Raw genomic sequence first — 24,302 nt, forward strand, 5'->3', positions numbered from 1 at the left:
CGTCGGATGAGAACTTCTTGATGTGCGTCGATTGGTGGATTCAGTAGTCGAAGAGATAATCATGCTGATTCGTCCGGCGCGGCCAGTGAGCGTTCGTCAGGCTCATGGCTGTCCGCCGTCTTAGCATCGTGAATGTGATTCCAGAAGGGGACAAACACGAGTCTCAACATGAATCACCAGCAGTAGACGGTTTCGGGCGAGACGGACACTGCATCGCTGTTGAGACCATGGGCATACTGATCGCGGAGGTTGGGTCCGATCGGTCCGCAGAAGAGCGCACGAATCTCGTACGCAAGGTTCGAACCGAAGATCTCAATCGCGGACTCACGTGTCATGAGGGCGTTGAGCGCTGACTCGGGGCGCACTTGTGATCTGACGAGTCGTAATACGCTGACCCTGAGCAAGTCGGCCGACACTCGCTACACGAGGTTGCGATGCTAACCAGGCACCTCGGTCGCTCCAGCGCTCAACCGCGGTACTGAAACCTGATGAAAGGTCCCCCATGGCAAGCAGCTGGTTGTACGACGAGCGGACGAAGTGCTGGTCCGTACAGACGACGATGTCCATCGGGGCGTACCTCGATCTTGCACGCGAGGCACACGAGAACCAAGGGTCTATCTCGGGCCAGCGATCAACCCTCGCCACGACCACCGCAAAACGAATTCGATCACGAATGGTTTCGGACATCGTGCAGGGTGCAGTCCTCCCGCCGCTCGTGGTCGGACTTGTACTTACCCAAGACCGCTTCGATGCACTCGACACATCGGGTTCGTTTGAGATCGGCGCGGTACTGCCGGCTGAGGGTGGCGACCAACTATCAATCATCGATGGGATGCAACGAACATCCGCGCTTCTTGAGGCAGCGTCATCCGACGAGAGCGTCCGCTCCCGGTCACTGCGAGTCGAATTCTGGCTCACTACAAGCGTTCGTGCCATGGTCTATCGAATGTTGGTGCTGAACACGGGTCAGGTGCCGTGGACAATTAACCGTCAGCTCACGGTCGTATACGCCCCACTCTTGGGCGAACTCGAGTCTCGAGTGCCAGATCTGGACAGGATCATCACAACTGACAGTCAAGGACGTCGCGTTGCGGCTGCGCAGTATCGAACTGACTCGGTCGTGGAGTTGTACATCGCCTTCTCGCTTCGAAAGACGAGTGTTGACACTCGCGAGCAGGTTTCCGATGAGTTCTCCAGGCTCGACTTCGTCGACAACGTCGCCGATCAAGACTTTCAGGACCAGTTCTACGAGGCGATGGGCATGCTCGCACGCCTGGACACGGCGTTCTCAGCATTCGTCGATGCTGAAGAAGATTCAAAGCTATCGCGGGGAAGGCATGTCTTCGACAGTCAACCGGCACGCATCGGGTTTATGGTCGCGATCGGAGTCGCAGTGCTGGGACGCCCAGGTGCAAATCGCTCTCCGATAGAACGCAAGGAAAAGATCGCTTCGCTCGTGTCAAAGCAAGAGGTTCTCTGTGAAAGACTAAACGGGATGGCCCCGGAAAGCCTAGGCGACTTCCTTAGGCTTGACGTTTTGAGAGAGGTGCTCGACAGGCGGGTTGGTCAGGTCGGTCGCTACGAGCGCGCAGTGTATGGAGAAGCGTTCAAAGTCCTCGTGGAGGAGGGGTTCGACGTTCCGAACATGGAGCAGTGCTGGCGGGCAGAGTAGTGGCAAGAACGATGATCAGCGCCAATGAGAGGTTGTTTCAACGTCTAGGCGAGTTCTGCAGTGGTCGGGGCGCGCCGATCGCGCCAAACGACGGTTACCGATACGTGGAGGGTGATGAAGAGAGCGACCTCATAATCAAACATCTATCGTTAGGGCGAAGAGTCTTATTCGGATCGCAGCGCGCCGCGGTCCATGCAACCCTGGGCGACGATGACTTCATCATCCTTGTCGGCTTCGACTATCTCGACGAGTACGTGAACCGCTATCCGGAGTTCGGTGAGGATGTGCAAGAGTCGGATTGCCTGCCGGGCCACGTAGTCGTCACGCTGAGCGAACTCGAGATTCGACCCGAGAGGTCCGGGCTCGAAGCTCAGGCATTCGTCGAGGTAGCTGACTCGACGACGGACTCATATGAGGGGCATGATGTCGAGGAGCTGAAGCGTCTGTTTCCGCGGCTAGCGGTTTTCGACTGTCGCTTCAGTCTTGATGAGAACTCTTTTTATCAACTCGTTGCAAAGTTTGCTGCTGCGGAAAGTGCGTATGGAGGGGGATGGATTAGTGAAGCGCTACTTGGAGACCTCCTAGCGCTCGCCTCTATCTCCGCCAAGTCCTTTCCATATGAGGCGATCAGTCGAGCGGTGTTCGATACCGACCCCCGCAACTTGTACCTCGCGCTCTATCGCTGTCTCGAGGCAACATACGCGTATAAAACTAGTGAGGAACTTGCAAAGGCGCTCGGCCTGAGTATCGCATGGTCGGAGCTGGCTGTGAAGCTCGATCAAAAACTCAGTTGGCGGCCGCGTGAGGCTTCAAGCCTTGAGGTCGTGCTTCGACACGCATCCGATACGGACTTGCGCAAGGTGGTCGCGTCGTTCGGCAAAGAAGGTGGCGACGACGCGGCGCGTTCCGCTGCGTCGTCTATATACGGTCTGCGAAATAGGATTGTTCACTTCGGTGCCTCGCTCGACTCCGTGAATATATCCGACTATGACTGGAACGCTGTATGTTGCGCGTTGGTCGGTGTGGTGTACGACGTGTTCCACAGCGCGTTCGATCCGGTCACCGTCTGAGAATCGTACCTCCGAATACGCAGGCTCGGTGCGTTTGTCACGTTCTGTGAAAAGATGGATTCAGCAGTTCGGCCATCGGAATGACGCCACTTCCCAGTTCGTTTTGGAGCCGGTCGAGATCTGTTTGAGTGAGCACACCTGATAGAGACATCGTGGCTTCGAAGCCGATCTCGTCGCCGGCTCGAGCGATTGCTGCCTGTAGACCGTCTTGAGCGATGTCTCGCATTCTCGCTACCAGCTGAGCGAACTGGATCGCCCGCCAGGCTTTCATTGGGTCGAGTAGCCCCTCGGTTAAGAGTCCACGTCCAGGCCACCCGATCTCTCTTGTTTCGCGGAGGACGATGTTCCTCGATCGGCGCTGGTACTCCTGCAAGTCGAAACCTGAACCCCATCCTTGCTTTCCGAGAGTGAAACGCTGCATCACATCAAGGTCTTGGTCTGCGATCTGGATGATCTTGAGAGCCCTGTCCATGGTTCGTCGCAGGTCGCGGGGCAACGACACGGTGATGAGCCTCGCAGGGTCGAGCAGCTCTCTTGTCCAGTGTTCTGACTCGACGTTCTGATCAGACGGCGGCTGCCAGTAGAAGGTCTTCCCGAACTTCGTCTGAACTAGCTCGGGGGACAACGCTTCCAGCCGGAACGCGACGGGTCGCGAGCTTAGTTCATCAGACTCGCGGTAGTACTCAATCTCAAGATAGAGATTCCCACGGGACAGCAATGTCAGTGCCATCTCGATGTAGTCGCGGAAGGCATCCGACAGGTCGTCGTGTCGGTATAGCGGGGCAGGCATCGCGTTAATGATCATCTCTTTTACTCGATGATCATCCGTATCAATCCTGAGATCGAAGCCCCCGTCGAGTCCTCGACCATATGGCAGTGAGTGGGTTCGCAAGTCGTCGACAAACATGTACTCGTTGCCACTCGGATCCGGGGGCTCAACCAGCCAGCGGGGCCTGTTCGGCACTGAGTGGGGGTCTCCAAGAAATCTGTGCGATCGATCGCCGATGAGATCCTCGAAAGGGTTGTCATGCATGCGAATCTCCGTCCTCGACAACCGGCTCGGGAAGATTTCGGAATCGTTTGATCGCTTCCGCTAGCCTGCGAACCTTGCTCGGGAGTTCAGCGTCGGGGGGCAGGTGCGACACCAAGAACTCTGCAACGAACAGTTCGTACAAGTCGCCGGTCATTCGGTAGCGGCTAGGTACGAAAGCGGAAACGATCGGGCTTGAGTGCGGGCGCCCACGGTTCACAGAGGGCGGCCACACGTATGTCTCCGGTTGGTGGATCTCTCGCTCTTCGAGCATGTGCTCGAGTAGGGACGACCGCCGGCTGCGTTCGAAGCTACCGGGAGACATCGGAAGCGCATCGTCAGCGTGCGCGGCCGCGGCAAGCAAGAACTGTGAGAGGGCGGGATCGCCCCGGAGCCTGCTTTCCCACGACGTTCGGACCTCAGCCCAAATCCCGGAACCGTCCAGCTCCTGTACAAGAAGCGCGTAACCAGCGAGGTCCATGGCAGTGATCACTGGTTCGAGGGCGAAAGTGAGCCGAGTGCGATCAGGTACATTGGCGAGGTCAGCGCTGATGCGGCTTCGTGCAGAATCAACCTCCGACAGTGCAGCTTCGTACATCAGGAGGCCCCGATCGCGCTCCCCCTCCAAGATCGCCGTGAAGGCTCCTTCAATCACGAACTGGTAGACCTGGCCATAGAGATCGGGTTCTCGAGGATCGAACGCTGTACGTCGGAGCGCAGGAAGAAGCTCAGCGAGCTTTCGAAGTAGGTTCTGATGTTCGTTGCGGGGGCTAATGCTGTCAGGTGATCTGGTGGGCCAGCCGGGAATGCTTGTGTTGCTGTTGCGGTACTTCTCCAGCGTTTCGAGCGTGCGCGAAACCCGATGCTGATGGACCTCCAACTTGTGAAGCAGCTCGAGCGATGCCATTCCCGCAACGGCTGCGAGGTCGGGCCGCTCTCCGGTCTGAAAAGCGGTCACGCGATCGATGGTTCTGCTTCCCAACGCCCGAAGGATTCCGTTCTCCGTAGCTATCAACGCGTCGACCATGCTGCGTGCTGCGAGGTGATTTACCCACCATGACGGAGTGATCCGATGACCTTCGATGTCGATCTCCCGCTTCACAGCCTTTGCGAAACCCTCGAGCATCTTCCGAGTTTCTGTCGGGAGGGTGCCGCTGTATAGGTCTTTCGGACTCTGGAGAGCCGCTTCAAACTCGCCGGCAAGATCTCGGGTAGCAAGCGCCGTCGCGCCATGCGATAGCCCCAACACCATCGAGGTGAGTGGGCGAACGAGGCTTTCAGCAGCGGCCATCTGATTGATGCGAAGTTCGTAGTCGGCCGCGTCGCTGGCAGCCACTTGTGGCGTGTCAGTGACCTCGGCAACTACGAGGCCCCACATGGTCTCGATTACGAGCGCTTCCTCGATCTGTGACCGAGCTGTCAGGCGATAGACAAGGTTCGCAACATCCTCCGCGACAGAGAGTGCGTCCGCGCCACCTTGCGACCGGAATGCCACAGTCAGCGTCCGCTTGAGGAGGCGTGCCAGGGCATGTTCAAACCACAGGTAATCCGGTTGCATGTCGGGCGGAAAACCCGAGGATGTGTGCAATGCGAGATGCAGCCGAGTGTGATCGGCCGTCAGCCAGTTCATATGCTGAGGCACACGTTGCCACCAGCGGCTGTCGGTCGGAATTGCGTGCTTCCATGACGAGTAGAGTTCGAGCGTCTGAAGCAACTGGCGGGTCAACGAGACGGGAGCGGTCGCATTACGCAACTCGGTCCCCTCGATCAATTCGATCAGGTGTCTGTATGAGGCCAGCGAGCGGATCGCCGCAGTCTGAGCTTCGTCTTGACGGTGCGGGATCCCGCGAGTTCTTTCAGACCCAGCATCGAAGATGGCTGCTGCGAGCCTGCGGATAAGAGGAAGGGCGAGCTGAGACGGATCGAAGTAGGCAAGCAGCCGCTTTGTAACTCCGACCAGCCCGACACATGTCAACGTTGCGAAGATCGCCAGCACCAGAAGCGTCAGGCTGGAGACCGCATATCCGAGCGCAGACGCAACTAGCACAGTGATGCCGCTGGCGACGGTGAGTAGAACGATGCTCAGGTAAGTTTCGCTGTTTCGCTCTGAGATAAAGAGATCTCGGACATCGCCACGCACTGACTTGTAGATCGTGGACGCGATCACACCGACCGTGGCGTAGTAGAGACCGAGGAGAGTCGCGCCAACGGCGACTGCTGACTCAACCAGCGATACGACTGCTTCCCCCGCCCTCTCGTCTGGCGAATCAATGACCGAGATATTGAGATCTGGGAGGAAAGTCCTCATTGCCCATGTAACGAGCTCGAGTGCTGTGACGGCTGCTATGGCAAGTACGACAAGCTTCGCGCTCCCCAAGGCCAGGCGCCAACCCGAGCGTAGACCGTCGCGCGCCTTCGCGGCCTGACCGCGTACTTGCGAGCTCGACTGCAGTAGTGCTTGCGTGCGCTTGGCGACATGCTGACGGTGTCGCCAGTAGCGCGCGGTGCCGAGCTCACGGAGTCGGGATTTAGCGGATCTGCGCATGCTGCCAATGGTGGCAGAACTTAGTCCCACGGACTTCGACGCATCTCTAGCACCTCGTTCGCCGGCCGATTGATAACAGCCTTCGTGAGACGAATGCCACGAGAGATGCCGCGTCAACCCGCCGCGATTCCGCGGTTTGACTGTCTCACACACTGTCAACTTCTATGAGATCGGACCCCGGTTGTCCGATCTCTCGAAAGTGCGGGACGGGTCGCGTCCGATGACGATCGGTTTCGGGTGTGTGCACGAAGCACCGCGTGCTCGCGCGGTCGCTCACTAGGCTGGCGCGATGGCTGTCGCTTCCGAGGAGATCACGTCTTCGTTGGTTCGTTCTCTCGTATCGGAGCAGTTCCCTCAATGGTCGGAGTTGCCCATCCGCCCGGTGGAGGTCCAGGGGTGGGACAACCGCACCTTCCGGCTTGGTGACCGCATGGCCGTCCGCCTCCCGAGTGCCGACGGCTACGTCGCCGGTCTGGTTCGGGAGGAGCGGACCCTCGAGGTCCTCGGATCCAGTTTTCGCGTCGCGATCCCTCGCGTGGTGGCGACAGGGTCTCCCTCGGCGGCATTCGACCGACCCTGGTCCGTTCGAGAGTGGGTCGAGGGGCGCACTTTGACCGCAGTCGACGCGCGCGACCGAGAGCGCGCCATCAGCGGCGTGGGTGATGCGCTGAAGGAGCTGCAGGCCTGCGACACGGTCGGAGGGCCATGGGCGGGCAGTGCGTCCGCGTACCGCGGCTCGCATGTCAGCGCGGTTGGCGAGGACGTACAGGGGCGGCTCCCTCTCCTGGACAGGCGCCGGGCTGAGGGATGTCGGGCGCTCTGGGATGAGGCCGTGGTCACCGTGTGGACCGAGCCGCCGGTGTGGGTCCATGGCGATGTCGCGCCGGGCAACATGCTGTTCGACACCAGCGGCCGATTGGGGGCGCTCATCGACTTCGGACAGACGTGCGTGGGGGATCCCGCCTGCGACCTGGCCTTCGCATGGTTGAGTTGCAGTTCTCGCGAACGTGATCGACTGCGTGACCGGCTAGAGCTGCCCGAGGATGCATGGCTACGAGGAGCGGCCTGGGCGCTGTGGAAGGCCCTCATCAGTTCCCCCGAAGACGTGCTCACCAAGTACGGGCGCTCACGTGATGCCGTGCTGAGCGACGTGGCCGCCCTGACGGCGGGATGAGAACGACGCTCTTTGACGTGCTTTCCGCTTCGGGAGATCGGGCGGCCGCTGTATGTCCGTTTGCCGACTGATCTGTCGTTCGCGGAGTCGGCGGTGTCGCCATCGGTGTGTCCTCGCACGCGGCCTGCGGACAGCGGTCGTACTGTCGCCGCGTCAGGCTCACGTTCTCCAACTGAACACGCAGTGGGATCGAAGAGCTGTCTTGCAGGATGATGAGGCATGGACCAAGACGGAATCGATGCTGCGATACAGGCGTACTACGGCAGTGTTTTTGATGAGCATGCGCGGCTGACCACGCGGTCCGCGCAGGGGCGACTCGAGTTCGAGCGCACACAGGAGGTCGTTCGAACCGCCACCCCTGCACCGGCGCGAGTGCTGGATGTCGGAGGGGCCACCGGTGTTCACGCGGACGCGCTGGCACGCAGCGGGTACCAAGTGGTGTTGATCGACCCTGTTGAGAGCCAGGTTGCTGCGGCGCGACAGATCGGGACGTTCACCGCTGCGGTCGGAGACGCCCGACGGCTCGACTTTCCGGAGGACTCGTTCGATGCGGTTCTCATGGCTGGCCCCCTCTATCACCTGGCCGAGCGCGAGGAACGCCTGCAAGCACTGAACGAGGCGCGCCGAGTGTGTCGACCCGGCGGATTCGTGCACGCTGCGGCGATTCCCCGGCTGTTGGCTTTCGCCGCGGCGGCCCTCGATCCTGACCTCCTCGACGCCTCCCTCGACGCGTGGCTGGACCTGTTGAGACACGGCGCGCCGGTTCCCTCTCTCCGCTTCCCGGGCGGCCACTTCCACACTCCACAAGAGCTCCAGGAGGAGATGACCGAAGTTGGTCTTCGAAACGTGACAGTCGTCGGGCTCGAAGGCCCGGCCGGTGTCGCTCTGGAGAGCGTCGCTGAGGTGACCGACGCCGACTTTTCTGCTGCGATGCAACTCGCCCGAACGTTCGGAGACATGCCGGACATCCGCGACTTCAGCAACCATCTCCTGGGTTCCGGAATCGTCTGAATCTCGAGCGGTCAGCATCGAATCAGTTGTCGTCTGGGCCGTCCCCAGCGACGCACTATTCTAGTGCTAGAGTAACTGCCATGAACCTGACCCCGACCGAGCTGACCATCCTGGGGCTCATCGCCGAGCAGCCTCGGCACGGCTATGACCTCGAGCAGGTGATCGAGCAGCGCGGCATCCGCCGGTGGGCCGACATCGGGTTCTCGTCGATCTACTACGTGCTCTCGAAGCTGGAGGGTCGCGGACTCATACAGTCCGAGGGCGCCAAGGCCGGCGCCAGATCGAGGAAGGTGTTCCACGCGTCAGAAGCGGGCAGGCGCGCGGCGGAAGAAGCCGCTGTCGCGTTCATCGCCGAGAGGCGAACCGTCGCGCATCCCGCCCTCGTCGGGCTCGCCAACCTCGCCCTGCTCCCGGAGCAGGAGTATGCGGACGCGCTGCAGCGACGGCTGGTCTGGATCGACGAGCGGATCTCCGGCGTCATCGCAGCCGAGCGCTCGCAGGGTGCTCTGCCTCTGGCTGCGCGCGAGGTCTTCTCCTACTCGCTGTGCCTTCTCGAGGCGGAGAGGGCGTGGCTCGCGGCGCGAGTCCAGGTGTCCGATGAGTGATCAGATGCGGCAGGAGCGCGGTGGCGACCGGGGCGATGCGACGATCATCGACGGGATCGACGCGTCGGGGGGACTGCACTGCGAGACGACGGCCCTCGGCGTGCTGCTGGAGCGTGCAGGGCTCTCGCTGTCCGAAGCGATGCTGTTCGGGCTGGGGTCGGGTCTGTCGTTCATCTACTGGGATTCCGCGCGGCAGGAGCTCCCGTTCCTCGGCGGACGGGTGAAGCCCTTCGAGCTCACCCAGAACCTGACCTCGCGCCTGGGAATCGAGCTGCGGGTCGAGGAGACCACCTCGCCTCGGAAGGCGTGGGATCGGTTGCGCGCGCAGATCGATCAGGGAAAGCCCGTGGGTCTACAGCTCGACAGCCACGATCTGGAGTACTTCGGGTCTCGGGTGCATTTCGCCGGCCACGTCGTGGCCATGTACGGCTACGACCACGACAGGGCGTACCTGGTCGACACGGCCCAGCAGGGAGGTGAGGTCTCGACGAGTCTGGAGAGCCTCGCGCGTGCTCGTGCAGCGCGGGGCCCGATGTCCGCACGGCACCGCGCCTTCGTCGTGGATGTTCCGACCGCTGCCGCGCGACCCGAGCGGATCCGCGAGTCGATCGTCCCGGCGATCACCGCCTGCGCCGAGGAGTTCCTCGCGCCTCCGATCGCCAACCTCGGCAATCGCGGCATCCTCACCACGGCCACGCGCGTTCCGACCTGGCTCGACCGGGTCGATGACCCGGCCCGCGACCTCCCCGTCATCGCCATGCTCATGGAGCGGGCCGGCACCGGAGGGGCCCTGTTCCGCAACATGTACCGGGACTTCCTGGCCGAGAGTGCGGAACTCGTCGCACACGAGGCTCATGCCGACGTCATCCGTGAGAGTGTGGCCCGATTTGCGGAGTCCGCGCTGCTGTGGACTCGGGTCTCGGAGTCGATCGCGCGGGCAGGCGAAACGCAGGATGCGGAGTCACTGGTCGAGGCGGCAGAGATGCTGCGGCGCATCGCGGAGATCGAGACGGCCGCGATGACACGGCTCGCTTCGCTGAGCGACACGGGGGAGACCCGTGGAGCGTGACGCCGTCGGCATCCGTGTGAGCGACGGCAGGAGCTCGACTGGCCGATGACGGTGAACAATGGAACGGTGAGCACGCCCCTGACGCAGGAGTTCGTCTGGCGAGGGCGGACCGTTCGGTGGGATCGCCACGGCTCCGGCCCTGCCGTCGTCTTCCTCCATGGCACACCCTGGTCTTCTCGCCTGTGGTGGCCGATCGCCCAGACGCTCGCCGGCCAGTTCACGGTCTATCTCTGGGACATGCCGGGGTACGGGGCATCCTCGAAGGACCCGACGCATGCGGTGGATCTCGGCGTGCAGGGCGAGTTGTTCGCCGATCTCCTCACGCACTGGCAGCTCGAGCATCCTCATGTCATCGCGCACGACTTCGGAGGCGCCGTCGCACTCCGCGCGCGCCTGCTGCACGGGGCGGAGTATCGGTCGCTCTGCCTCGTCGACGTCGTCGCGCTCTCGCCGTGGGGATCTCCGTTCTTCCTGCTGGTCAAAGAGCATGCCGCGGTGTTCGAGCAGTTGCCTCCGGCGGTGCACCGGGGTGCGATCGAGGCGTACATCAGCGGCGCGAGCCATCGGGGGCTGCGCCCCGACGACCTGGACATGCTCACCGAGCCGTGGACTGACGCCGCCGGACAGGCGGCCTTCTACCGGCAGATCGCGCAGGCCGACGAATGGTTCACCGACGAGATCGAGCAGCGCTACGCGGAACTCACCGAACCCGTGCACATCGTGTGGGGCGCGGAGGACACCTGGATCCCGAGCGACCGCGCCCATCGTCTCGGAGCGGCGATCCCTCACGCCTCGGTCGCGCTGATCGAGGGGGCGGGGCACCTCATCCAGCTCGATGCGCCCGCCGCCCTGGCCGCCGAGCTCAGCAGGTGGATGTCCCGAGTCGGCGGCTAGGGCGAGACGCGGCCTCGGGCGCGACGCTGCTTTCGCGGGTCTCAGGCGAGGTGCTGCTCGTCGATCCGTGGAGCATCGTCCGTCGCGATCGTGCGCGGCGGCTGCAGGCGGAAGGCCGCCCAGGCTCCGACCGCTGCGATCGCGAACGTGATCACCGGTGCGAGAGCCCCGAATACGGTGGCCCCCGCGAGCTCGGTGAGCAGGATGCCGACGGCAGAGGCGACGATCCAGGCCAGGGCGCCGAGGGTGACGGCCGGGAGGTACGGGCGGCGGACCTCGGGGACGACATCCTTGCCGCGCAGCATCCAGATGAACACCAGCGCGATCGCGACCCACGCCACGACGAACACACCCTGCCAGGCCAGGGCCTTGAGCAGCCACGTGACCACGTTCGTGAGCATGAGCACGTATGTGATGATTCCCGCGACGATCACCCAGACCCAACGGGGGAGTGCAAGGCGGAAGACCCTGGTCGCGAACGCGTCGAGGTTGCTGGAGGCGAGGAAGTAGTTCGCCGTGTTGATGCGCGTCTGCGAGATGAAGATCACGAGAAGTCCGAAGAAGCCCATGCTGCCGAGGAAGGCGTCGACCACGCCCGTCTCGCTGCCCTCGTGTCCCGTCGCGGCGATGATGTAGATGCCGACGAGCCCGTTCACGATGAAGGTGAAGAAGTAGAAGACCCAGCCGAACGTGAACTGGCCGTGGAACCTCTCATCCTGCTTCCGGCCCATCCTGGCGTAGTCGAACGTGTACATCATCATGATCCACACCCCCATGTAGATGAGGTAGGAGGTGACCCAGCCCGGGAGTGGTCCGGCCGCTGCGACGTCGAAGACGCTCGTGGGCGCGCCGTTCTGCACGGTGGCGAACACGACCACGAGGATGAGTCCGAGCGCGTAGATCGGCAGCAGGATGCCGTTCAGCCGGTCGAGCCAGCGCTGCACCGGACCGGAGGCGAGCGGGATCGCGTAGGCGACCACGGCTGCGTACCAGAGGTTGAGCTCTCCGCCGAAGGTCTTCTGGAATGCGATCGCGATGATCGACCCCTCGAACACGCAGTAGTAGATCGCGGTGGCGGCGAAGATGAGGGTGGCCAGCGCCGAACCCACCACGCCGAACATCGATCGAGACGTCAGCTCCACCGTGAGACCCGTACGGGCGGCGTGACGGGAGAGGATCAGGTTGATCACGCCGTAGGTGGCGACGGTCAGCGCCATTCCGATGATGGTGTCGACGAGCCCGACGGCACCTGCCGAGGCGACCGCCACGTAGATCCAGAACATGGCGGAGAAGAGTGCCCACCACGCCATGGACAGGGACCATCGAGGGGCTCGTTCGGATGCGGGCATGACGTAGTCGGCGTAAGCCATGGCTACTCCTTCGGGTCGGGTGTCACGCAGAGACGGCGGAATGCCGATGAGCAGTGAATCTAGTGACGCCGCTGACGCCGTGGAATCGGCCCTTTGCCCTGTCTTGCCCCATGCCCTGTGCGGATTGCACTACGCCGAGATGATGTGCAGGGCGAGCAGCAGTGTCGCCCTCGTCTCCCCGTCCTGAAGGTCGACCCCCAGCAGCGTCTCGATCCGGCGGATGCGGTACGCGAGTGTGTTCCGATGGATGAACAGCTCGTCGCCGATGGCCCGCGCGGCGCCACTGTGGCGCAGGTAGGCGCCGAGAGTCTCTGTGAGCACGCCGGTCGGGTCGGCGGCGTCGAGTGGTGCGATGAAGCGACCGGCGAGCGAAGCGAGCCCTGCGGACGGGAGCGCCTGGGCGATCGAGGCGAGGTCGAGAGGCGGGAGCGCGCGCACCCCTGCCGTGTGCGACTGACGCATCGCCATCCTCAGCGCGAGAGGGATCTCTTCCCAGGACAGGTCTCCTGAGTGGATGACGCCGACCTGGGCGAGATCGATCGCTGCCGCCAGCCCCTGGGCCGCGCCCTCCGCAGTCCCGGGGCGCTGGAGGAGGAACACGGTCCGCTGGGGATGCTCGAAGAACCGCACGACGCCGAATCGGGATTCCAGATGCACCTGCGCTCGCCACGCGACGAGCCGAGCGTTGGCGGTCGACGCATTCGGATCGGCGGACACGGACAGCAACTGGCACGGAGCATCCGGGTCGAGACCCGCCGATCTGGCGAGCGTAGCGAGAGCCTCCGTGCCGACGGAGTCGTCGAGCATCGCCTCAATGAGCCGCGCGGCGGCCGGTGAGTGGAGCGGGGATGAGGACGCCAGCGTGTACGACAGCTGCATCGCGAGCACGGCGGCGACGGGACCCAGCAGAGGTTGGAGCAGTTGTCCCTCAGCGCCGCCGCGGATGCGAAGGGTGAATCGAGCGCCGCTTCCGCCGGGGAGCGCGAGCGTGGTCGCGGCAGCGCTCGACCTCGTGACCGGCACGCCCGCGGAGGCAAGCGGGAAGTCAGCCGGATCCATCAGCGCGACGTGGGCGTCGATCGCGTCGGCGATGCGTTGCAGCACCGTGACGATCGGGACGCCGTGCGTTGCGAGGCGCGTGCACTCGTCGGCCAGCTCCCAGCCCGCACGCACGATCTCGTAGCGCTGCGCGGCCAGTTCCTGCCAGATGTGTCGAGAGAACTGCAGCAGAGGCAGGTCCGCGGGCAGCTCGAGAAGGGGGATGCCGTGCTGGTTGCACGCCGACACGAGCCCGTTCGGCAGCGCGCCGTGGATGCGTCCGAGGCTGAAGGCCAGGCCGCTGATCGGCACGGTGGCGAGGCGTTCGACGTAGGCCTCCCAGGTGCGGTGGTCCTCGAAGTGCAGCGCCATGCCGGTCGTCACCATGAGCTCGCCGCGCTGGAGGAACGGCGTCGGGTCCATCAGCTCTGACTGAGCACAGCCGCTGATGGGCTGGTCCAGCTGCGGCTGGTCGGGCTCTGAACGCAGCTCGACACCGAGGACGTCGTCGTCCAGAAGATCGCGTACGCGCATCCGTGGCCTTCCTGCCGTTGTGCAGACTCCACTTGTCCACATCGGAGATTGAGCATACTGCCCAACGATCTCGAGTGGTGCCGAGGGCTAACGTGGCCGCATGGCAGCGCAGGCACCGGTACTCATCAACTCCGACATGGGGGAGGCCTTCGGGCTGCACACCTTCGGGAACGACCCCGAGCTGATGCGGATCATCGATCTCGCCAACATCGCCTGCGGGTTCCATGCCGGCGACCCGGGCGTCATGCACGACACTGTCGCTCTGGCCAAGGATCACGGAGTCCGGATCGGCGCCCACCCGGGGCTCCCCGACCTCGTGGGGTTCGGCCGACGGCGCATGGCGCTGCGCCCCGATGAGGTCGAGTCCCTCATCCTCTACCAGACGGGCGCGCTGCTCGGCTTCCTCATGGCCGCCGATGTGCCGCTCAACCACATCAAGCCGCACGGCGCCCTCTGGGGCATGCTCGCCGGCGACGAAGAACTGATGCGTGCCGCTGCCCGCGCGGTGCGGGCATTCGATGTTCCCTTCCTCGGCCTCGCCGGTACTGCGCATGAGCGGGTGTGCGCAGAGGAGGGGGTGCCCTTCGTGGGAGAACTCTACGTCGACATGGACTACAACTCCGATGGGACGCTCGCGCTGGTTCGCGCGGCCCACCGCACCGACCCCGAGGCCGCTGCCGACCGCGTCGCGACGGCGCTGCGCGGTGAACGCATCGCCGCGATCGACGGATCGCTGATCGATGTGCGCTTCCAGAGCGTCTGCGTGCACTCTGACGCTCCCAATTCTCCCGACGTCGCGCGCGCCGTGCGCGCCGTCGTCGACGCCGCCTGACCCCCACCGAAAGGACGACCATGGCTGACATCGTCTCGCCACTGCCCGGCATCTTCTATCGCAGGCCGGGACCCGGCAAGCCCGTCTTCGTGGAGGAGGGCGTCTCGGTCGAGATCGGACAGGCGATCGGCATGGTCGAGATCATGAAGCAGTTCACCGAGATCAGCGCCTCGGCGGCCGGCGTGGTCGGCTCCTTTCTCGTGGAGGACGGCGGCATGGTCAATCCCGGTGACGTGATCGTCACGGTCGACGAGAACTGATGCGCCGCCTGCTCATCGCGAACCGAGGCGAGATCGCGGTCCGCATCGCCCGTTCTGCGCGGATACTCGGCATCGAGACGGTTGCGATCGTCTCGGAGGCCGACCGCGACTCCTTCAGCGCCAGGATCGCCGATCAGTCCGTCGTGATCGGCCCGGCCGCGGCCAAGGACTCGTACCTGAACCCCGACGCCGTGCTCGCCGCAGCCAGGGAGACCGGAGCCGACGCGATCCACCCCGGCTACGGCTTCCTCAGCGAGAACGCTGCGTTCGCACGCGCCGTCATCGCGGCCGGTCTAATCTGGGTTGGCCCTGACCCCGACACGATCGAGCTCATGGGCGACAAGTCCAATGCGATCCGTGCCGCGAAGGATGCCGGTGTTCCGGTGCTTCCCGGCACCGGCGGCCCGCTGTCGTCGGAAGACGATGTCGTCGCGATCGCAAGGGAGATCGGCTATCCGCTGCTCGTCAAGGCGAGCGCCGGTGGCGGAGGCCGCGGCATCCGCCACATTGCGAGCGAAGACGAGCTGATCTCCACGATCGAACTCGCCAGCAGTGAGGCCGCGAGCGTGTTCGGAGACCCGAGCGTGTACCTGGAGCGGTTCGTCTCCCAGGCCCGGCACGTCGAGGTGCAGCTGCTCGCCGACGGCGAGAACTGCATCCACCTCGGTGACCGCGACTGCTCGCTGCAGCGGCGCTCGCAGAAGGTGGTCGAAGAGGCGCCCGCGCCGGAGATCCCCGACCATGTCCGCGAGCGGATGCGCGCAGCATCCGTGCGGCTGGCGTTGGCCAGCGGATACCGCGGCGCTGGCACGGTCGAGTTCCTGTACGACGCCGCGCGCGAGGAGGCGGCGTTCATCGAGATGAACACTCGCCTTCAGGTCGAGCACACCATCACCGAGGAGATCACCGGCATCGACCTCGTACGCGAGCAGCTGCGCATCGCCGACGGGGAGGCGCTGGGGATGACCCAGGATGACGTGCGGTTCGACGGGCATGCGATCGAGTGCCGCATCAACGCGGAGAACCCGTCGCAGAACTTCTTCCCCAGCCCCGGACGCATCGCCGTCCTGGAATGGCCCGACGGCATCCGCGTGGACTCCGGATTCGAGGCGGGCGATGTCGTCGTCCCCTTCTACGATTCGATGATCGCGAAGGTCATCGTGCACGCTCCCACCCGGATCGAGGCCATCGAGCGGATGCGCGCGGCGCTCACCGCCACCCGCATCGAGGGAATCGAGACGACCATCCCGCTGCACCTGCGTCTGCTCGAGGAGCCTGACTTCCTGGCCACGGCGCACCACACCAAGACAATCGAGACCGGGAAGATCCTGGAGGGGCTGTGAGCCAGAGCATCAGCGCACCGACGCCGTCGCGGTACACGTGGGGAGGCGACGAGTTCCTCTTCGTCGAGGTGGATGAGGCGATGAGCCTCACAGCCAACTTCACCGTCATGGCGATCGCCCAGGAGCTGACGAGCCGCGCGGCCGAGGGCATCGTCGACATCTGTCCCGCCAACGCATCGCTGCTCGTGCGCTTCGACCCGGATCGGCTCTCGCACACCACGCTCGAGTCGATGGTTCGCGAGATCGAGAGCGGCATCGAGCACCGTGAGGGCGCCGCCATCCCCACCCGGATCATCGACGTGCCGGTCTGGTACGACGATCCGTTCACCGCCGAGGTCGGCGCACGCTTCCGCGAGGGGTACCACCAGGACCCCTCGGGCACCGACCTCGACTACGCGGCCGCGGTGAACGGCCTCGCCGACAGGGCCGAGTTCATCCGCCGCCACCAGGCACAGCCGTGGATCGTGAGCATGGTCGGATTCGTCGCCGGGCTCCCGTTCCTGTATCAGCTCGTCGAACGCGAGCAGCAACTGGTGGTGCCCAAGTACCTGAGCCCTCGCACGGATACCCCCAGGCTCACGATCGGGCACGGCGGATGCTTCGGCGCGATCTACTCCGTGAGGGGAGCAGGCGGCTATCAGATGTTCGGAGTGGTCGCCCCGCCGATCTACGACCCCGAACAGCGGCTCGCAGACTTCGCGGAGTCCTCCGTGCTGTTCCGGCCCGGGGACATCGTCCGCTACCGCTCGGTGGAGAGGGAGGAGTACGAGGCGATTCAGGCCGAGGTGGACGCGGGAACCTGGCGCTGGCGACAGGCGCCGGTGACGTTCTCCTTGGACGCATGGCAGAAGGATCCCGACGCGGCGAACCGAACGATGATGGAGGCTCTCGATGCTTGAGGTGGTGCAACCAGGACTGCAGACGACCGTCCAAGATGAGGGACGGAGGGGCTATTACAGTCTCGGCATCCCCCAGGGCGGCTCCATGGACCAGGAGTCGGCCCGGCTCGCGAACGCCCTCGTGGGCAACCAGGCATCCGCAGCTGTGCTCGAGTGCACTTACATCGGACCGGTGCTGCGAGCGACCGAGTCCACGGTCGTGGCCGTCGCGGGGGCTCCAGTGCCGGTGCTGGTCAATGGCGAGCCGCGCGAGGAATGGACGCGCATCGAGCTGGTGGAGGGCGACATGCTCTCCTTCGGCGTGATCCAGGGCGGCACGAAGTACTGGATCGCGGTGCGCGGAGGCATTGATGTGCCCGAGGCGCTGGGCAGTCGCTCGACCTATGTGATCGGCTCGATCGGTGGTGTCGGCGGACGCGCAGTCGCGGCGGGCGATTCGCTCCCCGTGGGGGAGTCGCTGCTGTCGGTCCCGGCGATTTCGACCCTCGACGAGCGGTTCCGTCCCTCGTTCGGGCGCTCGCAGCGTGTGCGGATCGTTCTCGGGCTGTATGACCACCTCCTCACCGACGAAGGAGTCCGCCGCCTGGTCGAGGAGGAGTGGACCCTCACCCCGACGGCTGACAGGATGGGGCTGCGCTATGACGGCCCCGGCGTCGAGTGGCGCGAGCGCGAACAGCCTTTCGGCGCCGGTCAGGATCCCTCGAACATCGTGGATGCGGGCTACGCAGTCGGGTCGATTCAGATCCCCGGAGGCACGCAGCCGATCGTCCTGCATCGCGACGCCGTGTCCGGTGGCGGCTACGCCATGGTCGCAACGGTGATCTCCGCAGACATGGACCTGCTCGCTCGGGCGGCCCCGGGGACGAAGACGAGGTTCGTTCCGGTGGACATGCGAGAAGCACTCGATGCCCGGCATGCGAGGGCTACCCGCATCGGGCAGGCTGTCGCATCGTTGAACCTGTCAATGTGACGGTCGGATCCGGGCATACAGAATCGTCGCGTCGATCAGGGCCTCGAGATCCTCTTCGGCGCGACGACTGTCCAGATCAGCCGCGTACTGCAGCATGAGCCCGTCCAGGCCAGCGATGAAGAGGCGCGCGATGCGTTCAAAGGGCGCCCCCGTCACTTCGCCGGCGTTCGATGCCGTGGCCTCCAGGAGTGAGACGACGGCGGCCGCTTGTGCGGAGAAGGGCCAGCGTTCGGAGAAGTCGTCTCCCGTGCTGCGGAGCGCGTAGTTGAGGAGCTCGACCTGCATCACCTGGTACGGGACGTTGTCGTCGATGAGTCCGTGCCAGTAGCTGCGTGCACCTTCACGAATGGTCTCGGCGAGGCCGGCGTGGCGGACCAATGACCCGGTGTGGGCGTTCGACTCGGACGCGACGTCGTCGATCACGGCCTTGAGGAGGAGCTCCTTGGTCGGAAACACGTGCTGAAGGGTGCCCAGGGGAATGCCGGCCTCGGTCGCGACCGCCCTGATCGTCGTTCGCGCGACGCTGTCCCGCATCATGACGCGCCGGGCCGCGGCGACGATCTGCGGCGATCGAACGGATGATTCCACGTAACGCATTCGGGCTTCCCTGTCTTTGTGTTCAGCCACTACTCTAGTCGACACCAGTCATACGACTGACTGAGTTATGATCGAAGGGTCGGGCGCCGCAGAGCCCCGAATGCTGAGGGAGAAACATGTGGGGGAGAGCGAAAGCGACGTCACCTGATGAGGAGGCGATCGCAGCAGCCGTCGGCACGACCCGAGAGGTGTTCCTGTCCGGAAGGACGCGATCGGTCTCATCCCGCATCGAGAGGCTTCGGGCGCTTCGTGCGCTCATCCTCGACAATCGTTCGAGCTTCGCCGGTGCACTGTGGGAGGACCTCGGAAAGAGCCGCCAAGAGGTGGAGCTGACCGAATCCGATGTCGTTCTCGGCGAGATCAGTTTCGCGCTGCGCAACCTCCGCCGGTGGACCCGGCGGAGACGGGTGCCGGTTCCCATGGCTCTGCAACCCGCATCGGCCGGTCTGCTCGCTGAGCCGCTGGGTGTCATCCTCGTGGTCTCTCCGTGGAACTACCCGGTGCAACTTCTACTGGCTCCCCTGGTCGGCGTGCTTGCGGCAGGAAACGCTGCCGTGTTGAAACCGAGCGAGCTTGCTCCCGCGACCTCGCGGCTGATCGCGCGGCTAGTTCCCGAGTACTTTCCGGACGGCGCGGTGAGTGTCGTCGAGGGGGGCGTGGACGAGACGACGGCCGTCCTCGCTCAGCGCTTCGATCACATCGTCTTCACCGGCAGCGCCGGCGTGGGTCGTGTCGTTCTTCGAGCCGCGGCTGAGCACCTCACTCCCGTCACGCTCGAGCTCGGCGGAAAGTCGCCCGTGTGGTTCGACGACGATGAGGGGCTTCAGGAGGCGGCTCGGCGCATCGTGTGGGCTAAGTTCACGAATGCCGGGCAGACCTGTGTCGCGCCGGACTACGTTCTCACCACTCCGGGCAGGGTGGAGCCGCTCATCGCCGCGATGAGGTCGGCTCTCATCGACCTCTGGGGGGCGGAACCGCGCACCAACCCCCAGTACGGCCGCATCGCGACGGATCGCCATTTCGATCGGCTGGTATCCCTTTTCGAGGGGGTGGATATCGCGGTCGGGGGAGCGCATGACCGTGCAGAACGGTACATCGCGCCGTCCATCGTCACGCTCGCGCAGTCAGGTGAGATGGTGATAGGTCCGCAGTCGACCGTGCCCGTACTTCAAGACGAGATCTTCGGGCCGATCCTGCCCATCGTGGCAGTCCCGTCGGTCGAAGCCGCCATCCACGCGATCAACGCCACCGAGAAGCCTTTGGCGCTCTACGTCTTCTCCGGCTCTGCGCGTGTCCGCCGACTGTTCGAGGAACGCACCTCGTCTGGTGCGCTCGTGCATGATGCGGCGATCATCCATGTCGGCGCACCGACGCTCCCGTTCGGCGGGGTCGGCGGCAGCGGCATGGGCGCCTATCACGGCGCCTACTCGTGGTCGAGCTTCTCCCACCTGAAGCCGATACTCCGCAAGCCGCTCCGTCCTGACACGCTGCGGGCGGTTCAACCCGGATCGCACGGGATCGTGCGGCGGCTCGCGCAGGTCCTTCTCCGCGTCGGATGAAGCCGGAAGCCGCCATCGCAGATCTCTGGCTCACGTGTACAAGTCATATGACCGACTGAGAAAGATGAACACATGGACTCATCGCATCCTCCGAAGCCGAACACGGTCGTCGTCGTGGGGGCGGGTCTGTCAGGGCTCGTCGCCGCGCGTGAACTCGTCCGATCGGGGCGAGAGGTGATCGTGCTCGAGGCGGCTGACCGCGTCGGTGGACGCGTGCTGGCGGAGACATCCCCATTGGGCTCGCGGCTGGATCTCGGCGGACAGTGGATCGGTGCCGATCATCAGCGGGTCGCAGCCCTGGCTCGCGAGTTCGGCGAGGTGACATTCGAACGCCAGGTGGGGATCCTCCCGCGCATCGTCGATGGAGCGCAAGGCGTGGGGTGGCTCTCGCTGACCGGTCTCGGAGCGGTTGCGGCCGCAGCCGTGACGTGCACGATTGCCGCGCTCGCGCCGGCGCGCTGGTCCAATCGCCAGCCGTTCGACCTCTTCCTGAGAAAGCTGTCGTGGGGACGCTCGCGGCGACTTCTGCGAGTCGGGGCCGAACTGTCCTGGACGGCTGATCTCGATCGCATCTCTCTGTACGGAGTGCGTCGAGTCGTGCACTCGCAGCATGGGCTCGGAACCATCCTCTCGGCCTCTGGGGGCGCTCAGGATTCGCTCGTCGTCGGCGGGATGGGAACGCTCGTGGAACGCCTCGCCCGGGACCTCGGCGACCGAGTGCGAACCGACGAACGGGTCTTGAGTCTGCACTCGAACGCCGACGGAGTCGTCGTCTGCACGGGCGCTGCGACATACCAGGCGGCCAAAGTGGTCATCGCCGTGCCTGCACCTGTCGCTTCGGCGATCGCGCACACTCCCCCTCTCCCGTCAGCGGTCCGCAACGTTCAAGAGAGCACCGAGATGGGCGCTGTGTACAAGGCGATCGCCGTCTACGACCGTCCTTTCTGGCGGGGGAGTGCTCCGCAGGATCTGCTGTTCCTGCACGGAGGTGGCGGCGCGATATTCGATACGTCGCCGCCCGAGGGGCCGGGGCACCTGTGCATCTTGATCGGCGGCAGAGCGGCGAGAGCCCTCGACGCCTTGTCTGCCGATGAGCGCATGTCGCGAGTTCTGGGTCCGCTTGCGGTTCACTACGGTCTCAGGGTCTTGGAGCCGAACAGCTGGCACGAGAAGGCGTGGCATCTCGATCCCGATGTTCGCGGAGGATACGTCGCGTTGCCCGTTCTCGGATCGCGAAGCGGGTTCTGGCCGCTCGGTGCCGCGCCGGTGGGCCACATCCACTGGGCTGGCTCCGAAACCGCCATGGAGCACCCGGGGTATCTCGACGGGGCGATCGAATCGGGACAGCGCGCTGCAGCTGAGGTCGTGGCGGCCCTGGCGTGAGATCGAAGCGATGTTAGACGGAAGTCTTGCGCCTCGACCGAAGCTGAGTTATTCTAAGTCAGTTGTACGACTGGGAATGGGGGTCGTGATGACATCGCGGCGAATGACGGATGCGGCGATGCATCACCTTCACCACCTCGGTACGACATCCGGGCGCTTTCGACGAAGCAGCCCGCCCCGCAACGTCTGACGCAGTCTCTGTCAGACCGCGGCCTGCTCTCCCCGACTCCCCAGGGTCCCCAACAGGCCGCCCCTGGGGGGAGCTCCGCCTCCCCCCAGGGCTTCATCTCACGAACGACTGGGCCCGAACCCGATGGCCCGCACCGCACTTCGGAAAGCGCAAGCGTGCGCTCTCTCCGACATCACGAAGAAGGACAGCTCATGACAATCAGGCGACAAGGTCGCGATATCAGTGCCAAGGCGGCTCCATGGAGAGCACTGCTGACGGTCATTCTGGTGATGGGGAGCCTATGGGGTCTCGCAGGCCCCGCGGCAGCCGAGGCTCCCACTGTGCCGGCTGAAGCGTTCACGGCTCCGGTTTGTGAGGGCACAACGCTGCTGGATCCGGCAGATTCGTCCGGCCCGGTGCCGGACCTGCGATCGGTCTTCGGGACGAGGCTCGCGGAATACAACGAAGGGCGTGTCGTCCCGCTCTACGACTCCTTCGCCGCGAACGACACCAACGCGTATCCGCCGGTGTGCTCCACGCGCTACGTCTCAGGCATCGGCCCGGTCTCGGAGTGGATGTTCTGCACCGACTACTTCTCCCACGTCTGCAGTGGAGTGGATGCTGACGGCAACCTGCTCGACATCGATGGCAATCCCATTCCGGGACTGAACGAGCTCGCCGGGGCGAATCCCAAGCTCACGCCAGAACAGGAGTCGCTGATCGCTTACCTGATCCAGCATGGACAGGACGCCTATCAGGGAACGGGCTACTTCAACTTCAACAATGCGGCGCGCGCAGTATCCGACGGTGATTCGTGGGAGCGCTCAGCACTTCAGGTCCTCATCTGGTGCATCAGCGATCCCGTGGCGCCGAGCGCAACGGGAACCGAGCTCGAGCGAGGCGCCACCTGCCTGGACAACATGGGTCCTGAACGTCAGGCGGAGATTCTCGCAAGCATCTCCGCCGATCCGACGCTGTCGGTGGCTGGACCCTCTGCGCCGATACCGATCGGCGGATCTGGCGAGTTCGTCATCACGACCGACGTCTTCAGCTCACCGTTGACGCTCAGCACCGCGGGGATTCCGGGCACCTTGACGGTCGTCAGCGGCCCAGGAGTGCTTTCCGGTGATCAGCTCCAGGTCTCGGGATCGGGTGCTCCGGTGACGGTAACTCTTGCGCTAACCGCAACCGAGCAGGGCACGGCGACGCTCTCCGCAGCGGCAACCCCTCCTTCGACCGCTCACATCGCATGGAACCAGAGCCCTGGGCGTTCCGCCGATGACGTGCCATGCCAGGTCTTCGCTACCTTCCGCGTCGCGGATCAAGTCACGATCAACAGTTCAGCATCTGCAACGTTCGCGACAGAAGGCGGCGGGGGCACCGGCACAGGAGAAGGATTCGGTGCTTTCTCCATCACAAAGGCTGTGACCTGGGACGGTCAGGCTATCGACGGCATCGTCTTCGCCGGCACCTACACCGTGACGGCACCCGATGGCACAGCTATCGTCGAGAACCAGCCGTTCAATGTGGCAGAGGGGTCGACGTGGACGAGCGAAGGGTACGAGACCGGCTCCACCGTGCATATCGAGGAGATACTGCCGACAGGACCTTCGAGCATCATCTGGGCCGCACCGGTATTCAGCACGAACGACTTCATCCTCGGCGACGAGACAACGGTCGCCGTGACTCTGACGAACCGGGCGACTCTGAACACGGGCGTGTTCGAGGCGTCGAAGGTGGTCGCTGGCGACGGGGCATCGCTCGTCGCTGATGATGCGGTGTTCCTCCTCGAATACGACTACCCGGCCGGTGAGGGGTTCGAGGCTGGTTCTGGGGCTCTGGAGCTGTCGGCGAATGGTGACGTGGTGACGTCGGGTGCTCTGCCGGTCGGTGCGGTGCTCACGTTGAGCGAGCGGGCTCCGGACGCGATCGCGGGTGCGACCTGGGCCGCCCCGGTGCTGTCCACCGGCACGGTCACCATCGATGATGATGAGCCCGTCAGCGTGACGGTCACCAACACCCTCACGCTGGACGCGGACGCTATCGGCGCGGGAGGAGGAGAAGCAGGCCACGGCACCGGTGCCAGCGCGGGATCAGGATCGACGTCGGGGCTCGCGCTCACCGGTGGCGAGCTGTCGCTGGTTATGGTCGTGCTCGGGGTGGCTCTCATCGCGGTCGGCGGCAGCGTCCTCGTCTCCCGCCGTTCCCGGCCCAGCAAGTAGCACGCAGGTCTCTTCAGGCGGCAGGTGCGAACGGAGTCCGGCGACTCCGTTCGCAC

General features: G+C 64.4%; 21 protein-coding genes. 15 read left to right on the forward strand and 6 right to left on the reverse strand.

Annotated elements, in window-relative coordinates; all coding sequences use genetic code 11:
* Positions 1–173: 173 nt before the first annotated feature.
* Positions 174–416, reverse strand: coding sequence for a DUF4209 domain-containing protein (locus CQ047_RS19245; RefSeq protein WP_374954071.1), 243 nt, complete (start codon positions 414–416; stop codon positions 174–176).
* A gap of 86 nt (positions 417–502) precedes the next feature.
* Between CQ047_RS19245 and CQ047_RS18945 the strand changes: the two genes are divergently transcribed.
* Both CQ047_RS18945 and CQ047_RS16235 read left to right on the forward strand, forming a co-directional pair.
* Complete coding sequence (locus CQ047_RS18945; protein ID WP_181155978.1) at positions 503–1,672, forward strand: hypothetical protein; 1,170 nt, start codon at positions 503–505, stop codon at positions 1,670–1,672.
* Entirely contained in the window at positions 1,654–2,742 is a 1,089-nt protein-coding gene (locus CQ047_RS16235) for a hypothetical protein (RefSeq protein ID WP_181155976.1), read from the forward strand. The genes CQ047_RS18945 and CQ047_RS16235 overlap by 19 nt, the downstream gene beginning before the upstream one ends.
* Positions 2,743–2,779: 37 nt before the next feature.
* Here CQ047_RS16235 and CQ047_RS16240 read toward each other — a convergent pair whose 3' ends face one another.
* Positions 2,780–3,775: a hypothetical protein gene (locus CQ047_RS16240; protein WP_146114369.1), complete on the reverse strand. Its 996-nt coding sequence runs from the start codon at positions 3,773–3,775 to the stop codon at positions 2,780–2,782.
* Positions 3,768–6,080 carry a hypothetical protein gene (locus CQ047_RS16245; RefSeq protein ID WP_105676894.1) on the reverse strand — a complete coding sequence of 771 codons (2,313 nt, stop codon included), beginning with the start codon at positions 6,078–6,080 and terminating at the stop codon, positions 3,768–3,770. The genes CQ047_RS16240 and CQ047_RS16245 overlap by 8 nt, the downstream gene beginning before the upstream one ends.
* Positions 6,081–6,606: 526 nt before the next feature.
* Here CQ047_RS16245 and CQ047_RS16250 point away from each other — a divergent pair.
* From CQ047_RS16250 to CQ047_RS16270, 5 genes are all read left to right on the forward strand, one after another.
* The gene (locus CQ047_RS16250) at positions 6,607–7,491 is read left to right on the forward strand and encodes a phosphotransferase (protein WP_105676896.1); all 885 of its coding nucleotides are present in this window, start codon (positions 6,607–6,609) and stop codon (positions 7,489–7,491) included.
* Positions 7,492–7,710: 219 nt separating this feature from the next.
* Positions 7,711–8,502: a class I SAM-dependent methyltransferase gene (locus tag CQ047_RS16255; protein ID WP_105676897.1), complete on the forward strand. Its 792-nt coding sequence runs from the start codon at positions 7,711–7,713 to the stop codon at positions 8,500–8,502.
* 80 nt (positions 8,503–8,582) lie between these two features.
* Complete coding sequence (locus tag CQ047_RS16260; RefSeq protein ID WP_105676898.1) at positions 8,583–9,107, forward strand: PadR family transcriptional regulator; 525 nt, start codon at positions 8,583–8,585, stop codon at positions 9,105–9,107.
* Positions 9,100–10,176: a BtrH N-terminal domain-containing protein gene (locus tag CQ047_RS16265; RefSeq protein ID WP_219844639.1), complete on the forward strand. Its 1,077-nt coding sequence runs from the start codon at positions 9,100–9,102 to the stop codon at positions 10,174–10,176. Before CQ047_RS16260 ends, CQ047_RS16265 begins: the two co-directional genes overlap by 8 nt.
* Positions 10,177–10,242: 66 nt before the next feature.
* Positions 10,243–11,070: an alpha/beta fold hydrolase gene (locus CQ047_RS16270; protein ID WP_219844640.1), complete on the forward strand. Its 828-nt coding sequence runs from the start codon at positions 10,243–10,245 to the stop codon at positions 11,068–11,070.
* A 41-nt stretch (positions 11,071–11,111) separates the two neighbouring features.
* Here the strand turns inward: CQ047_RS16270 and CQ047_RS16275 are convergent, their stop codons facing one another.
* Both CQ047_RS16275 and CQ047_RS16280 read right to left on the reverse strand, forming a co-directional pair.
* Entirely contained in the window at positions 11,112–12,440 is a 1,329-nt protein-coding gene (locus CQ047_RS16275; RefSeq protein ID WP_105676902.1) for a cytosine permease, read from the reverse strand.
* A gap of 129 nt (positions 12,441–12,569) precedes the next feature.
* Positions 12,570–14,012 (reverse strand): PucR family transcriptional regulator, encoded by a 1,443-nt coding sequence (locus CQ047_RS16280; RefSeq protein WP_181155977.1) that lies wholly within the window; start codon positions 14,010–14,012, stop codon positions 12,570–12,572.
* A 100-nt stretch (positions 14,013–14,112) separates the two neighbouring features.
* Here CQ047_RS16280 and pxpA point away from each other — a divergent pair, with 100 nt between their 5' ends.
* The 5 genes from pxpA to CQ047_RS16305 are packed head-to-tail and all read left to right on the forward strand — an operon-like array spanning position 14,113 to position 18,316.
* The gene (pxpA, locus tag CQ047_RS16285; RefSeq protein WP_105676904.1) at positions 14,113–14,844 is read left to right on the forward strand and encodes a 5-oxoprolinase subunit PxpA; all 732 of its coding nucleotides are present in this window, start codon (positions 14,113–14,115) and stop codon (positions 14,842–14,844) included.
* A gap of 20 nt (positions 14,845–14,864) precedes the next feature.
* Positions 14,865–15,104 (forward strand): acetyl-CoA carboxylase, encoded by a 240-nt coding sequence (locus CQ047_RS16290; protein ID WP_105676905.1) that lies wholly within the window; start codon positions 14,865–14,867, stop codon positions 15,102–15,104.
* The gene (locus CQ047_RS16295) at positions 15,104–16,447 is read left to right on the forward strand and encodes an acetyl/propionyl/methylcrotonyl-CoA carboxylase subunit alpha (RefSeq protein WP_105676907.1); all 1,344 of its coding nucleotides are present in this window, start codon (positions 15,104–15,106) and stop codon (positions 16,445–16,447) included. Before CQ047_RS16290 ends, CQ047_RS16295 begins: the two co-directional genes overlap by 1 nt.
* Positions 16,444–17,346, forward strand: a complete 903-nt coding sequence (locus CQ047_RS16300) for an allophanate hydrolase subunit 1 (protein ID WP_105676908.1) — start codon at positions 16,444–16,446, stop codon at positions 17,344–17,346. The genes CQ047_RS16295 and CQ047_RS16300 overlap by 4 nt, the downstream gene beginning before the upstream one ends.
* The gene (locus CQ047_RS16305; RefSeq protein ID WP_105676909.1) at positions 17,339–18,316 is read left to right on the forward strand and encodes a biotin-dependent carboxyltransferase family protein; all 978 of its coding nucleotides are present in this window, start codon (positions 17,339–17,341) and stop codon (positions 18,314–18,316) included. The genes CQ047_RS16300 and CQ047_RS16305 overlap by 8 nt, the downstream gene beginning before the upstream one ends.
* On the opposite strand, the gene CQ047_RS16310 is transcribed toward CQ047_RS16305, so the two are convergent.
* On the reverse strand, positions 18,308–18,943 hold the full coding sequence (locus tag CQ047_RS16310; protein ID WP_146114370.1) for a TetR/AcrR family transcriptional regulator: 636 nt from the start codon (positions 18,941–18,943) through the stop codon (positions 18,308–18,310). The two genes, CQ047_RS16305 and CQ047_RS16310, sit on opposite strands and share 9 nt — an antisense overlap.
* Positions 18,944–19,029: 86 nt before the next feature.
* Here CQ047_RS16310 and CQ047_RS16315 point away from each other — a divergent pair, with 86 nt between their 5' ends.
* From CQ047_RS16315 to CQ047_RS16325, 3 genes are all read left to right on the forward strand, one after another.
* Positions 19,030–20,472, forward strand: a complete 1,443-nt coding sequence (locus CQ047_RS16315) for an aldehyde dehydrogenase family protein (RefSeq protein ID WP_105676912.1) — start codon at positions 19,030–19,032, stop codon at positions 20,470–20,472.
* A 72-nt stretch (positions 20,473–20,544) separates the two neighbouring features.
* Positions 20,545–21,855, forward strand: a complete 1,311-nt coding sequence (locus CQ047_RS16320) for an FAD-dependent oxidoreductase (RefSeq protein WP_105676913.1) — start codon at positions 20,545–20,547, stop codon at positions 21,853–21,855.
* Between the two features lie 381 nt (positions 21,856–22,236).
* Positions 22,237–24,246: a DUF5979 domain-containing protein gene (locus tag CQ047_RS16325; protein ID WP_146114371.1), complete on the forward strand. Its 2,010-nt coding sequence runs from the start codon at positions 22,237–22,239 to the stop codon at positions 24,244–24,246.
* Positions 24,247–24,302: the final 56 nt, after the last annotated feature.

It is taken from the genome of Microbacterium sp. MYb72 (assembly GCF_002979415.1).
Classification (GTDB): Bacteria; Actinomycetota; Actinomycetes; order Actinomycetales; family Microbacteriaceae; genus Microbacterium; species Microbacterium natoriense.